The organism is Lunatibacter salilacus, assembly GCF_009797935.1.
Taxonomy (GTDB): domain Bacteria; phylum Bacteroidota; class Bacteroidia; order Cytophagales; family Cyclobacteriaceae; genus Lunatibacter; species Lunatibacter salilacus.
The window spans coordinates 31517-45610 of sequence record NZ_VOLC01000005.1; the positions used below are offsets into that span (position 1 = coordinate 31517).

A 14094-nucleotide genomic window follows, 5' to 3' on the forward strand; every position below is an offset into this window, starting at 1 on the left:
GGCATATAGACTGGGGAAAATATGGGAACCAGCTTTCACTTTAAAGGTGGTGTGGAATTTGTATTTGGAGATTTGGGGTATATAGAGAATTAAATTTGACCCCTTATTCTACCACAGTAAATAAAGTCTATCAAAATAGATAGAACCTATCGAAACCTATGGGCAGATTACTCAATCAGTTTTTTCAAACTAAATTTGAAGATGGTATTGCTTGCTTAATTCACCACAATTTGTCATTTGACTTATTTACAGGTAATGGACATAATCGAAATATTTTAAAAATTCTTTGTAGCAACCAGAGTAAGTTAAAAAATCTATAGTTCTTAAACTAAATCCAATAAAACATGTATTTCGAATTAGTATACGACAAAAGTTTGGCCCAGGCAAGTTATGTTATAGGTTGCCAAAAAGCTGGAATAGCAGCAGTGATTGATCCAAAAAGAGATGTGGACACCTATCTGAAAATCGCCAAAGAAAATGATTTTAAGATTACCCATATATTGGAAACGCATATTCATGCAGATTTTCTTTGTGGGTCACGGGAATTGGCAGCCCTTACCGGAGGAGAGCTATACCTTTCGGATGAAGGAGGCAAAGACTGGAAATATGAGTTCCCGCACAACAAAGTGAAACATGGTGATATTATCAAGGTGGGCAAAGTTTCCCTTGAAGCGATTTTTACGCCTGGCCATACACCCGAACATTTGAGCTTTTTGTTGACCGATCATCCGGCTACTGATAAACCTACCATGTTGTTTTCAGGGGATTTTGTATTTGTAGGCGATGTGGGAAGGCCAGACTTGTTAGAGCAAGCCGCGGGTATGAAGGACACCCAAGAAAAGGGAGCGCACGACCTATTTGATTCCTTGCAGGTTTTTGAAAAAATGGAAGACTACATTTTATTGTGGCCAGGGCATGGTGCGGGTTCTGCATGTGGTAAATCTCTTGGAGCTGTAAATATGTCCACTATTGGCTATGAAAAAATCAGAAATTGGGCATTGCAACTATTAGATGATAAAGCGGCTTTCACTAAAGAACTGTTGGAAGACCAACCTGAGCCACCAAGGTATTTTTCCATGATGAAAAAGCTCAATAAGGTAGATCGAAAACTGCTCACTGAAGTACCGGAAATCAAAAACTTAAATCAAGAGGAATACAAAAAGGCAAATAAGAATAAATTGAAATTGATTGATGCCCGGCCTAAGAAACAATATGCCGATAGTTTTTTGAAAGGGACTTTAAATATCCCCAACGACAAATCCTTTTCAACTTGGATGGGTTGGTTCTTGAATTACGAAGAGTACTTTGTGCTAATTGCACCATCCAATGAAATAGAAGACTTGACCAGAAAATTGATGCGGATAGGTATGGACAATATTCATGGATATATTACTCCCGAACAACTTGCGGATTTTGAGAAAGGAAACTTAAAGTCTTACCAGATTTTGGATAAAGCTACGGTTGAAGAAAAAATGTCGGCTGAGGACGTGCAGATAATTGACATAAGAAGGAAATCAGAATATAAAGAAGGGCATATTGACGGAGCCATTAACCTATATATTGGAACGTTGGATGAAAATTTTGAAAAAATAGACAAAAACAGAGAGGTTATTATCTATTGTAATAGTGGAAAACGTTCAGCAATTGCTTATTCCTTGCTTGTTGCGAATGGTTTTGAAAACATATCAAACTATAGTGGAGGATGGTCTGAATGGAGTGATGAAGATTAACCGCGCCCAAAAATGACACTGTGAGCGCTGAATAAATTCTCAATCAAAGAAATGGAATCCGAAATAATCATCGTCTTGGTAATCCTTGGACTGACAGTAATAATGCTGGTACTTGATCTGGTACGCATTGATATTGTTGCGATTGCCTGTATGTTGGCACTTGGCTGGACGGGTATTTTGGATTCTCAAGAGATGTTTTCAGGTTTTTCCAGTAATGCCGTGATAGCCATGCTTAGTGTGATGATTTTGGGAAGTGGCATCTCCCGAACGGGAATCATGGATGAGTTTTCAAAATTTATTATCAGCAAAGCCGGTAATCACAAACGGAATTTGATCGGCTTACTCTCCATTTCCGTGGGGGTGCTTTCAGGTTTAATTCAGAACATTGGTGCGGCGGCGCTCTTTTTACCGGGAATCCTGCAGGTCTCACGTAAGACAAAAATTCCCGCTTCTTCGCTTATTATGCCCATTGGTTTTGCTGCCATTTTAGGAGGAACGCTTACCATGGTTGGTTCAGGCCCGCTTATTCTTGTAAATGACCTGTTAAAAAATGAAGGGCTTGAAGCCTACAACCTATTTAGCGTCACTCCTATTGGCATTGTCCTTTTGTTGTCGGGTATTGGTTACTTCCTACTGTTCGGAAATAAAGTTTTACCGCAAAAAGAAATTGGAGAAGATAAAAAATCGGAGCAAGAAGAGCTCGTGGAAAAGCTTAATTTACCGCATAATATAAAATTACTTTCCATCAATGAAAAGTGCTCATTAGTCGGGAAAACACCAGAAGAGGCGCACCTGTGGAATACATACCACGTGAACTTAATCGGAATCGGAAAGGAGAAGGATGTAGTTTACGCACCTTGGCGGGAATCCAAATTTGAAGAAGGCCAAACCCTTGCACTTTTAGGGTCAACCGAAAACATAGAGCAGTTTTCCAAAGATTTCCACCTCACGGAGGTTTCTGGCTCAAAACTCTTTTCTGATGATTTTGATGCCAATGGTAGCGGTTTTGCAGAGATTATTATTCCGCCTGGTTCTGAACTTGCCGGCAAAAGTATCAGGGAATTTTCTTTAAGAAAAAGATACGCTGTGGAGCCAATTGTACTATTCCATAAAGGCGAAAGGGTAGCAGGGAATTTTTCAGATGTGGAAATCATTACTGGCGACACCCTAATCGTCTATGGAAGATGGATCGAATTACAGAATTTGAAAAAAAGTGCCGATTTTGTTGTTCTCACCTCATTTGAAGCGGATAAAAAAGACAAATCAAAAACCTGGCCGGCGATAGGCTGCTTTGTATTGGCCATTACCCTGGCAATGGTTGGCTTTCCCATTTCAATGGCGTTTTTAACCGGTGCCCTATGCATGGTTCTTACCCGCGTATTGAATATGGCAGAGGCCTATGATTCCATAGAATGGAAAGTGGTCTTTCTGCTGGCTGGATTAATTCCATTGGGTGTGGCCATGCAAAAGACGGGAACAGCCATGTTCCTTGCCGAATCTATTATGGATGTTGTCATTGATTTGCATCCTATTTACTTCGTGCTGATGGTTGGGGTGTTGTCTACCGCTTTTTCACTCTTTATGTCCAATGTGGGGGCAATTGTGGTATTGGCTCCACTGGTTATGGGCATGGCGGGTATTGCAGATATTGATCCTAGACCACTTGTTCTAATGGCGGCTGTCTGTGCGGCAAATTCATTTATCCTACCTACCCACCAAGTTAATGCCTTTCTGATGTCTTCGGGAGGTTATCGCAATGCCGATTATATGAAAGCAGGGAGTGGAATGACAATCCTTTTTCTGGCTATCACAGTTTCAATATTTTATTTCTTTATCATCTAATAAACTCAAAAGGAGAAATAATTTAACCCTTAAAACAATCGATTATGGAAACAATTGCTTCAGTTTTTACAGACACTTACTGGTCACCCTATGCAGTTGGAATAGGGATCGGGATATTAAGTTGGTTGAGTTTTTTGATATCAGGCAAACCCATTGCCACTTCTACCACCTTTGCCCGTGCTGGGGGTATGATAGAGGAAATGGTGAGGGGAGAAAAAGCCAACCAAAGGTCCTATTACGAGAAGATCAAACTCCAGATAGATTGGCAGTGGATGCTGGTAATTGGAGTTGTAATCGGGTCATTTATTTCTGCCATACTATCCGGAGATTTCCAAGTAGGGGTATGGGTACCATCACTGTGGTCATCAGCTTTTGGTGACAGTGCGATTTTACGAGTGCTTGTCGCAGTCATCGGAGGCATCATTCTGGGATTTGGCGCACGCTTTGCCGGCGGTTGCACGAGCGGACATGGTATCAGCGGCACTTTGCAACTAGCCGTATCCAGTTGGATTTCAGCCGTCTGCTTTTTTATTGGAGGAATCATAGCTGCCCATATTATTTATTTTGTCATTGCTTAAAACAGAACAGGTTATGAAAGAATCAGAAAAAAAAGTTTCAGCAAAAACAAGCGATACCGAGGAAAAAGAAGATAAAAGACCCCTATATGTTGGTTTGGCTTTCGGTATAGTTTTCGGATTTCTGCTCCACAAAGGCGGTGCAACCAAATACGATGTAATCGTAGGTCAGTTGTTGCTGATCGATTTTACCGTACTGAAAATCATGCTTTCGGCTGTAGCTACCGGGATGATTGGGATTTATTTTATGAAATCAATGGGCTGGGTTAAGCTTTCACTGAAGAGCGGATCGGTGGGAATGAATGTAATTGGCGGATTGATTTTTGGAGTTGGCTTTGCGGTGCTTGGATATTGCCCTGGTACCATTGCAGGTGCCGTTGGCAACGGATATTTGGATGCCATTACAGGTGGATTGGCAGGTATTGTTATAGGCACGTGGATATTTGCCATCATGTACCCTAAGCTAAAGGACGGCATCTTGAAAAAAGGCTATTTCGGCGATATCACACTACCAGGCCTGCTAAAAGTGAATGACTGGGTAGTGGTGGTGCCTGCGATAACGCTAATTGTACTTGTGCTGTTTTGGATTGAGAGAGCGGGATTTTGATTAAAAACCGTTGATTTGAAAACCAGGATTCATTTCAGAAAACAGATCTATTCATCATTTGATGCTGGTAATTTTTATGTCTTTGACCTTTACCTAAAGGCGGTCCAAATCAGTGCTTGTTTTAAAAGCTGTTGAAATGGGGTCAGCGAAAAAACCTCCGGCCCATGTCCCGGCTGAATGTATACACTTCTGGTATGGGGGTTTAATTCCTGTGACCAGGCGAGATAGGGCATGCTGTCGGGATGGTCAGTTTTTATCAGTGGATTCACGTTTTCACCAATTTCCACGTTTCCATAGATTTCGTCAAACACCTTAAAATCCTCCAATCCCTGAAGGACGGGGTGTGACGGGGAAATCAGTTTTGCGTTAAAATCAACCTCATGCTTATAATTCGACGCCATGGGACCCCCTTCATGATACCTACCCCCAACGGTATTTTTGTAGTAGTCCCAACCCTGGTAGGAAACAATGGAATGATGTAAAAAAACAAGACCAATGCCCTTTTCCACCAATTTTTCAAAGCCCTCCATTTGAGCTGAACTGATATCCTGAACCATGTCATAAAATAGGATTACATCAAAAGCATCCGTTTTATTCCCGACGAAGTAATCATTGGCCTGCGGGTGTTTTACTTCGGTAAAGGTCATACCCTGCAGCTCATGCAGCAATTGGAAAAAAGCGGTTCTGTCAAAGTCATGCCCCCCTGTAATCAACAACACCTGGAGGTCATTTTTCTCCTGTGAAAAGGCAACGCAGGTAAGCATTCCTAACACGCAAATCAGTAGCAACGTTTTCATAGGTTAAATTTAGGAAATTATTGAAATAAGCCATCAAGAACCGGCTTGGATTGAAAATGAGAAGAATAAGAATTTTATATCTTACGAATATGCATTAGACCTCAAAGTGGTCTTGGAGGTGTAAAAAAATGGGTGGGATTGATTTCAATTGCTATTAACAAAACACCTGAGCGGCACCGGTAAAAAAATCTAGAGAAAGATCAAATTTTGAAACATGATGGCAGGTGACCCTTATACGCCAAATAGGCAGATGGGTTGAAGGGGAAGGTGAAAATATTGACCTAAACTAAGTATATAACAGGGGCATGCGACAAGTTATCTGTCCTTGTTTGGAATTTCCCACCAATTACTGGTTGGGCTAAGACCGGGTATAACTTTTTCGCCCATAATGGGTGTCACCAGTTCGATGTTATTTTCTGCTGCCAGATCAGCCACCATTTTGATAGATTCATCCCAAGGGTGTAATGCCAAATCAAAGACTCCCCAATGTATGGGAAACATGAGCTGTGTATCTATATCCTGACATAACTGAACTGCCTGATCGGGAAAGAGGTGGGTCAAAGGCCACCCTTTGTTCCAGCCATCTATCTCCACAAAAGCCAGGTCGAAGGGACCATATTTTTCTCCTATCTCTTTCAGATGGGTGCCATATCCGGTATCGCCACTTATAAATAGATTTTTGTCAGCACCTTTAATTACAAAAGAGGCCCAAAGGGTTTTATTTCTATCATTATAACTTCTGCTTGTGTAGTGTATTCCTGGAAGAGCGGTTATTTGCAAAGATCCAACAGTCTTGGCATCATGCCAACCCAACTCGCTGATGTTGTTTTTCTTAATACCCCAGCCTTCCAACCGGGCGCCCACACCCAATGGTACAATAAATTCTGTGTTTTTAGATGCCAGAAATTTAATGGTAGCAGTCTCCAAATGATCATAATGATCATGGGTAATGACCACTAAATCAATCTCAGGCAGTTCCTCTCTTTTTATGGGAGACGCACCAAACCTTCTTAAAATAAACGGGAGGGGACCTCCATTCTCAAAAACCGGATCGAATAAGATACGCTTTCCATCAAGCTCCAAAATAAAGGAAGAATGACCAATCCACCAGGCAGCAAAATCTGAAGGAGTTTCTGGAAAATCGCTTTTGGTAATTAGCTGTTTGGGTAGTGGAAACTTCGGTGCATTTGGTGAAGTTTTAAAAAACCGAGCAGGACCTGCATCGCCTCCTGTGGTTTGCTCCGGATAATGGACCAATTCCTCCAGACTTAGAAACTGATCGGTTTCGGCATTATAATATGCCAGCTCGGAGAATCTTGCCTTACGTTCTTCCAAGGAATCCATACTGCCAATCTGCTTACTTAAATAATATACCAAGCTCCCTATTACCATAAGAAGTATGGCTAAGGTCCATAGTACTATTTTCAATATTTTCTTCATTCCTATAAATGGTTACTTTGGTGATTCAGTTTGGAGAAAGGGTATTTAGAGCCATACCCTTCAAATTTACTCCTAAATTATTAAAAATACTGATTTTAATATTTACTCGGTTCCGCCAGCATGCCTGCGGTAATCAGGCTATATCCAAAGTGATGTTATAACTTCATTATCATATTTCAAGGGAGATTTTTACCTTCCCCCATTGGGTTGCTTTAGTTACACAATGTGGGGTTTGGCCCATAAGTATGCGGAAATTTTTTGTGGTACAAAACTTTATTTTCCGGGTAATTGACATTAAAAATTGCCTTTTGAAAGCCAATCCCGTGAAAATACTAAGATGCGGGAACTAAGGCGAGAACCACGGATTATTGGCATTGAATTTGAATTTTTTCAATAAGACAAAACACATAGTTTGGATCTTTAACGTTCGCCAAAGTCTTTTGGCAACTGTACAAAATTTATCTTTCAATTTTTAAATAAACCATAATGCTCGCAACAAATTATAGAGGTAAACGAAGAATCCGTGTGGACAAAGATGCCCCAATACCAGAAATTCAGCATCCACAAGACGCCATCATCAAAGTAACCAGAACATGCATTTGCGGCTCTGATCTTCATTTATACAATGGAAATGTGCCCGACACAAGGATAGGTAGTGTATTTGGCCATGAATTCGTCGGTATTGTAGCAGAAATCGGCAGTGATGTTACAAATGTTAGCGTGGGAGATCATGTGATCGTACCTTTCAACATTGCTTGTGGCGAGTGCCTTTTTTGCGAGCAGGAATTATATTCTTCCTGTCATGAATCGAACGCCCAGTCTACTGCATTGAGCGGAATTTTTGGTTATTCACATCTTGCAGGGGGTCATCAAGGCGGTCAAGCAGAATATGTAAGGGTGCCTTATGCCAATGTTGGTCCCATGGTCATACCTGAAAACATGGATCTTGATGATGCCGTTTTGCTCACAGACATTCTACCCACGGGCTACCAAGCTGCCGAAATGGGGGGGATACAAAAAGGCGATACGGTTGTGGTGTTTGGTGCAGGTCCAGTTGGGATTATGGCGGCCAAATGTGCTTGGTTATTTGGGGCAGGGCGAGTGATTGTGATCGATAAGGAAGAATATCGCCTTGATTTTGTAAAGAAATATGCGAACTGCGAAGTCTATAATTTTCTTTCTATTGAGGATCCGGTAAGGTTTATCAAACAAATTACTGATTGGGTAGGCGCCGATGTATGTATAGATGCTGTGGGTGCAGAAGCAGCTGGCGATGCTTTGCAAACCATCACAGGCAGGAAATTATTGCTACAGGCAGGATCGGCCACTGCATTACAGTGGGCCATCAATTCGGTAAGAAAAGGAGGAATCGTTTCTGTAGTGGGCGTATATGGCCCTACCGGGAATCTGGTACCTTTTGGAAATGTGGTGAACAAAGGAATCACAATTCGAGCGGGACAGGCTTCCGTAAAAAGACTGCTACCCAGACTGATCAAACATGTGCAGGATGGTATCATCAATCCGAAGGAGTTAATTACGCACAGAATACCATTGGAGGAAGCAGCTGATGCCTATAGGATGTTTTCCGATAAACTGGATTATATGATCAAGCCTGTATTGATTCCACCAACTGTTAGCATTTAAAGAAAAAAACTATGAATTCTGAAACAAAAGATAATTCGCACATTAAAGGTTGGGGAATTGATGCAGATCCCAAAAACGATCCAACTTATCCGATACAAAAACGAAAAGAAGGGCCATTGAAATATGAAAGAAAAGCCCAAAAGCAACAACCAATTATTCAGGAAGTTTTGCATTCCAACGAACGGCCTAATGTAAGTGCTGTGTATGGTTTGGGACCAGAGCCGTCCGGCCTAAGCGGAAAATTAAGACGCTTTGCTTTTGAGTATGGAGAAGGTGAGTTTAGTCATTGGATCCCGCTTATCGTGGCTGACAGGGTAAATGCCATTGAAGGCGTAATTGATGATATCAAACATGGAAAATTCCCCAATATTATTGTGGAAAAAGGCTGGCCTGCTCAGTGGAAATACGATAAAAAGGGTTTGATCAAAAAGTTGGCAATTTATACAGCCATCACAGCAGGAATGGTTTTGTTGCTTCGCGGAAAGAAAAATAGATAGTGAGTGCCTCCTTATTCCAATTTCAACATGTTACAGGTTGATCAGGGAGGATGTAAGGAGGCAGGCACAGCACTTTTTTGGTGCTGATTTACTCACTGATCCGGATCTTTAAATTAATTCTATATAAATAATGACAGTCCTGATTATTCAGGGTTGTCATTTTTTTTAGTGTGCTTTGCATTGTAATACAGCTAGCCGAAGATGGCGATTTCAGATAAATCTGACTTTATTTATTGATCAACAATACTTGCTAATTTATACAAAAGTTAAAAAAAGGATATAAGGGGGAGAGTTGGTTCAGGCTGGTGTACGGATATTATACCTTTAAAAGGGCTGGTGTCTCATTATTGCTGTTCATGAAAAGGTGATAATTCTTCGAGTTCATCTTCTTGGAATCTAAACCTTTCTGTCAAGAAAATATACAATGCCTTAAAATTTGGGAAGCGAGACTTATCTTCTAAACCAAATGATTTTAGAACACTAACACATACTTGTTCTAATTGAAATTCTAGATTCTTGCCTATTAATTCAGCTAGTGGTATTTCAACATAGGTTTCTGATTCGTCTTTTAAACTGATTACATAAAAAACGTTCTTCAAATCCTCTATCCATTCTTCATCATTCGCATATGTCTTTCCGTTTTGCAGATATCAACCGAAGAGCAAAGGAGGCAAGGGAGAAGCATAATACATTCTTGAGGGAGTTAGGGTTGAGGGAGATATGAAATATGTGATGGGCAGACTTAAAATGTAAAAATATTTTCAGATTTGGATTCCCAATCACTTAGAATTTTTTTTTAGTTGTATTTTTAGGGAAGTTTAAACCGATTTATCTAGTTACAAGGATGGAAATAGACTTTTCAAAAATATCAGTAGACGAATTGTTGGAAAAAATTGGAGCTGGAAAGCACATTCCAGGTTCTGGAAGTTCGGCCGCTTTGCAAGTGATGGTTAATGCGCAACTGCTCTTAACAGTCATAAAAATCACATTGAAACCGAATAAAAAAGAAAAGTATGGTCATGAATGGCCTCAAATGCAGGTTTTAAAGGAGAAAATTGAAAATGTGTATATACCCCAACTAAACCAGCTTTTTCATGATGATTATATTGTCTATGACGAGGTAATAACGACTCGGAAACTTCGTGACCATCTGAAATCTGAAATTGAGGAAGGAATTCCTAACAAGTTTCTTAAGGTAAAATCCAAGTTAGACCAAGATCATCTTTCAGCTACAAAAATTGTAATTGAGATCGCAAAGCTATCTCATGAAATTGCTAGAGAGGGGCTTTATGTTTTTTTGAATGGTTTTAAGGGTGCGAGAGGAGACTCAGCATTGGCAATCCAAAACTCCCTTTCAGTAATAATTGGTAGCCTGCATATTGCCGAATTAAACCTTAGGCAGCTTATCGGACACGAAGAATTTGATGACCTTGAGTTGGAGATTGACAAGATTCGATCAGACTATTTTAAAACCTACTCTGAAGCCCAAATCAAAATAAAGGTCCTTCAAAGACAAATAGAAAAGGCGAAACATTCTCAGTTTAAAATTGGTAATGTCTTATCCAAGGTAAATGTTAGTGAAATTGAAAAAACGGTTCGGGCATTCCAGTTGCAGCTTTTTAATGACTCGACATCCAAAGACCTTGATTCCGTTACTAATGCTGAGTTGGCTTTTAACTTTTTGGGCTATGATATCAAAAAGGTCCCAAGCCTTGGGGTGTTTAATGATTTTGATGGTACAAAAGAGACTGCAGGAGCAATTGACAATGTCAAAAAAATAGTACGGGTAGCAATTAAGTTTTCTCCACCGGTTCAACGATATACAATGGCTCATGAGCTCGGCCATGCCATTCTTCATCACAATAGTTTAAGGTTGCTCCATCGGGATAGAGAATTAGATTCGCGGATTGATAACCCACGAAGAGATTCCATAGAAGTTCAGGCAGATAAATTCGCTGCTTTTTTCCTTATGCCCCGAAAAGAAATGAAGGCGCAGTTTTTAGCTAGGTTTCATACCGAAAAACTCAAGATAAATGAGGATGTGGCATTTCACTTAGGAATCAGTCTCAGTGATTTAAAAAGAAGTACAAAGAAAAAAGGCATCTTTCCCGTTTTATCGCCTCTACCCCCATTTATTCAGGTAAATCATTTGAGTCTCTTGCCAACCAATTCAAAGTATCTATAGAAGCAATGGCGATTCAAATTGAGGAATTAGATTTAATTGATTTTAAAAGTATTGGATTTTAATTGCCCAAAAGGTAAAAAACCAGCAAAGTCTCAGCCCCGCAGGATTCCTTTTCCAGCATTATAGGTGACCACCATTGTCCCTACATTTTTCACATGATCAAAGACTGATCGAATGACTTCTTCATAATTTCTAGTCAAATCTAATCGGCTAAGCATTTTTACGGCTTTTGGGAGGTAAATTTCAGGTTTCATCTCAAATTCAATTCTAAGCTTTGTTTTCGATTAAATAAAAATGAATTCAAAATTAACCTTTAAAGGTTAATTTTTTTCAATAAATTTGTTTTTTAACACTTTATCGTGGTAACTTTGCAAAATACATCTGAAGGAAAAGTCGGCCAATTCTTAAAAGAATTTAAGGAAAAAATGAAGGTTTGGGGCGTGTTATTCCTTGATGATAGAGGAAAAAACTTTGAAACACTCACCCAACTTGATATCCGTCCGATGGATCGAGAGCAAATCTTGGAAGCATTAATAGTTGAAGATTACTCAGAAGGTCCTAAACCGGAGGAAATTCACGGTACCAAAGAAATGTGGGCCTTTGGGAAAATTGTAAAAGGGCAAGAAATCTATATTAAGATTACAAAAGGAATACTAGGTTCAAAAGTCCTTTGTATATCCTTTCATGTTGCCGAGCGAAAATTAAAATACCCTTTCAAATAACCATTTTATGAAAAGTCCATTCACTGGAAAAGAAATGCCTTTAAAGCATGAGGTACGAACTGTCACTTTTCGGAAGGAAGAAATTAAAACAAGATTCCAATTTTACTTGTGCGAGGATACAGGAGAGAAATTTACGACAACAGAATTGGATGAATACAATCTGTTGATGGTAGAGCATGCCTACCGGGCAAAAAATCATATTCCTCAACGAGAAGAGATCATTGAAATAAGAGAAAAATATGGTCTCTCCGCAATTAGGATGGGAGAAATTCTGGGTTTTGGTCAAAATACATACGGGCTATATGAGAAGGGCGAACTTCCTTCCTTGGCAAATGCCAATTTGATTAAACTTGCTAGGGACCCTTTTAAACTTAAGAGCCTGGTTGAGGATTGGAACCCGAAATCTAACAACACAAAAATTGATCTTCTAAAAAGAATTGATCGGTTAATATCTTTAGACAAACAAAAACTAATCAATCTCGAGGATTATTTAATGGGTGATGATGAGGCCAATATTTTGACAGGCTATAGTAAGCCAAACCTCGAAAAATTTGTCGAAATGATTGTTTTCTTTGCCCAAAAAATACCATGCTTTAAAACAAAGATGAACAAGCTGCTATTTTATGCAGATTTTTCTTACTTCAAATATTTTGGAAATTCTATAAGCGGAGTTAAATACAAAGCAATAAATTTTGGCCCTGTTCCCAATATGTTTGAAACTATCTTTGAAAATTTATCTGAAAATGATGTAATAGATATATTTTATGAGGATAAGGCAGATGGAATTAGAGTAGAAAAATTAATTGGTAGAGAAGATAGACCATTCAATTCAGAAGTTTTTACAAAAGAAGAACTTGTCACACTTGAAAATATCACATCTCAATTTAAAGACATTTCAACAAATGGGATAGTTGAAATTAGCCATCTCGAAAAAGGGTGGTTGGAAAATATTCATGGAAAGCAGTTTATTTCTTATGAATATGCATTGGTACTTAAGGCCATTTAACCCATAATCAAACTATTTCCAGGTAAAAAATAAACCAAATGGGTAAAGTTGAAAAAGCTAAAAACTCAACTCTCCCCAATTTTCAACTTCCCTTTCCTTATAATTTTTTTAGCTTCCGCACCTTTGATAACGCCTCCTTTTTCATCTATCCACACGATCGCACCTGTGGGGCATCTTTGGATAGGGACCTGGGTTTGGTGGTTTTTGGAATAATTGATAACGGGCAGATTATGGATCATGGTGATCAGATTGGGGGCATCCATGGCACATTTGCCACAGGCGGTGCAACCTACCTCACAATCTTCCAAAACCCCATCCCCTGCTTCCAAACTTTTACAGGCCACCCATAATCTGTGGCTTACAGGATGAATAGAAAAAAGATCTTTGGGGCAAACCTCCACACAATCCCCGCAGGCGGTGCATTTTGCCTCATCCACTACGGGAATACCAAAGGCATTCATGCTGATAGCATCAAAATCACATACCTCCTCACAGTCTCCATGCCCCAAACAACCCCAAGAACAACCCTTGCCCCCACCTGAAATCAAAGCTGCCCCGCGACAACTGCTCATTCCTTCGTAGTTGGCGCGGTTAATGGCTACGTTGATACCGCCGGCACAGGCAAGCCGCGCCACCCGTTTTTCTTCCGAACCTGCATCCACGCCCAAGTAAGTCGCAATTTCATTTCTACCCTCTTCGCTGCTTACGGTACATTTTCCTGGCAACATTTCTCCTTTGACCAAAGCTTCCGCAAAAGGCCTGCAACCGGGATAGCCACAAGCACCGCAGTTGGCATGGGGAAGCATCCCCTCCACCACATCAATCCTCGGATCTTCATAGACATAGAGTTTCTTATTGGCAATGATCAGCATCAATGCCAAGAGAAGCGTCAGTCCGCCGAGTGCTAGTATTGCGGTTAGAATGGTCATGGGATACTTTATTTCATTTCATTTTTAATTTTTAATTCAAAGTGTAATCCGATATTCATAGATATTGGATACTGATGGATATTGGATATTAATTGATACTGGCGCTCCCTGACTGGATGT

The 14094-nt window shown here is 40.0% G+C and carries 13 protein-coding genes; 9 read left to right on the forward strand and 4 right to left on the reverse strand.

The annotated features are described in order from the left end of the window. Nucleotides 1-344: 344 nt before the first annotated feature. From FQ608_RS08420 to FQ608_RS08435, 4 genes are read left to right on the forward strand one after another with little or no spacing between them, the layout of a single operon-like run. Nucleotides 345-1730 carry an MBL fold metallo-hydrolase gene (locus FQ608_RS08420; protein WP_158857417.1) on the forward strand — a complete coding sequence of 462 codons (1386 nt, stop codon included), beginning with the start codon at nucleotides 345-347 and terminating at the stop codon, nucleotides 1728-1730. Nucleotides 1731-1781: 51 nt separating this feature from the next. Further along, nucleotides 1782-3572, forward strand: coding sequence for an SLC13 family permease (locus FQ608_RS08425; RefSeq protein WP_158857419.1), 1791 nt, complete (start codon nucleotides 1782-1784; stop codon nucleotides 3570-3572). A 44-nt stretch (nucleotides 3573-3616) separates the two neighbouring features. After that, nucleotides 3617-4150, forward strand: a complete 534-nt coding sequence (locus FQ608_RS08430) for a YeeE/YedE thiosulfate transporter family protein (RefSeq protein ID WP_158857421.1) — start codon at nucleotides 3617-3619, stop codon at nucleotides 4148-4150. A gap of 13 nt (nucleotides 4151-4163) precedes the next feature. Beyond that, on the forward strand, nucleotides 4164-4754 hold the full coding sequence (locus FQ608_RS08435) for a YeeE/YedE thiosulfate transporter family protein (protein WP_158857423.1): 591 nt from the start codon (nucleotides 4164-4166) through the stop codon (nucleotides 4752-4754). Nucleotides 4755-4843: 89 nt separating this feature from the next. Here the strand turns inward: FQ608_RS08435 and FQ608_RS08440 are convergent, their stop codons facing one another. Both FQ608_RS08440 and FQ608_RS08445 read right to left on the reverse strand, forming a co-directional pair. Continuing rightward, nucleotides 4844-5551 (reverse strand): ThuA domain-containing protein, encoded by a 708-nt coding sequence (locus tag FQ608_RS08440; protein WP_158857425.1) that lies wholly within the window; start codon nucleotides 5549-5551, stop codon nucleotides 4844-4846. A 315-nt stretch (nucleotides 5552-5866) separates the two neighbouring features. Next, nucleotides 5867-6991 carry an MBL fold metallo-hydrolase gene (locus tag FQ608_RS08445; protein WP_158857427.1) on the reverse strand — a complete coding sequence of 375 codons (1125 nt, stop codon included), beginning with the start codon at nucleotides 6989-6991 and terminating at the stop codon, nucleotides 5867-5869. A 486-nt stretch (nucleotides 6992-7477) separates the two neighbouring features. Here FQ608_RS08445 and FQ608_RS08450 point away from each other — a divergent pair, with 486 nt between their 5' ends. From FQ608_RS08450 to FQ608_RS08460, 3 genes are all read left to right on the forward strand, one after another. Further along, on the forward strand, nucleotides 7478-8635 hold the full coding sequence (locus FQ608_RS08450; RefSeq protein ID WP_158857429.1) for a zinc-dependent alcohol dehydrogenase: 1158 nt from the start codon (nucleotides 7478-7480) through the stop codon (nucleotides 8633-8635). 11 nt (nucleotides 8636-8646) lie between these two features. Beyond that, nucleotides 8647-9132 carry a hypothetical protein gene (locus FQ608_RS08455; protein ID WP_158857431.1) on the forward strand — a complete coding sequence of 162 codons (486 nt, stop codon included), beginning with the start codon at nucleotides 8647-8649 and terminating at the stop codon, nucleotides 9130-9132. Nucleotides 9133-9976: 844 nt separating this feature from the next. Next, nucleotides 9977-11317, forward strand: a complete 1341-nt coding sequence (locus tag FQ608_RS08460) for an ImmA/IrrE family metallo-endopeptidase (RefSeq protein WP_158857433.1) — start codon at nucleotides 9977-9979, stop codon at nucleotides 11315-11317. Nucleotides 11318-11409: 92 nt separating this feature from the next. On the opposite strand, the gene FQ608_RS08465 is transcribed toward FQ608_RS08460, so the two are convergent. Further along, nucleotides 11410-11571 (reverse strand): hypothetical protein, encoded by a 162-nt coding sequence (locus tag FQ608_RS08465; RefSeq protein ID WP_158857435.1) that lies wholly within the window; start codon nucleotides 11569-11571, stop codon nucleotides 11410-11412. A 114-nt stretch (nucleotides 11572-11685) separates the two neighbouring features. Between FQ608_RS08465 and FQ608_RS08470 the strand changes: the two genes are divergently transcribed. Together FQ608_RS08470 and FQ608_RS08475 are read left to right on the forward strand one after the other, a co-directional pair. Then, nucleotides 11686-12039, forward strand: a complete 354-nt coding sequence (locus tag FQ608_RS08470) for a type II toxin-antitoxin system MqsR family toxin (protein ID WP_199856341.1) — start codon at nucleotides 11686-11688, stop codon at nucleotides 12037-12039. 7 nt (nucleotides 12040-12046) lie between these two features. After that, entirely contained in the window at nucleotides 12047-13045 is a 999-nt protein-coding gene (locus FQ608_RS08475) for a type II toxin-antitoxin system antitoxin SocA domain-containing protein (RefSeq protein WP_158857437.1), read from the forward strand. Between the two features lie 65 nt (nucleotides 13046-13110). Here the strand turns inward: FQ608_RS08475 and FQ608_RS08480 are convergent, their stop codons facing one another. After that, complete coding sequence (locus FQ608_RS08480; protein ID WP_158857439.1) at nucleotides 13111-13974, reverse strand: RnfABCDGE type electron transport complex subunit B; 864 nt, start codon at nucleotides 13972-13974, stop codon at nucleotides 13111-13113. Nucleotides 13975-14094 lie beyond the last annotated feature (120 nt).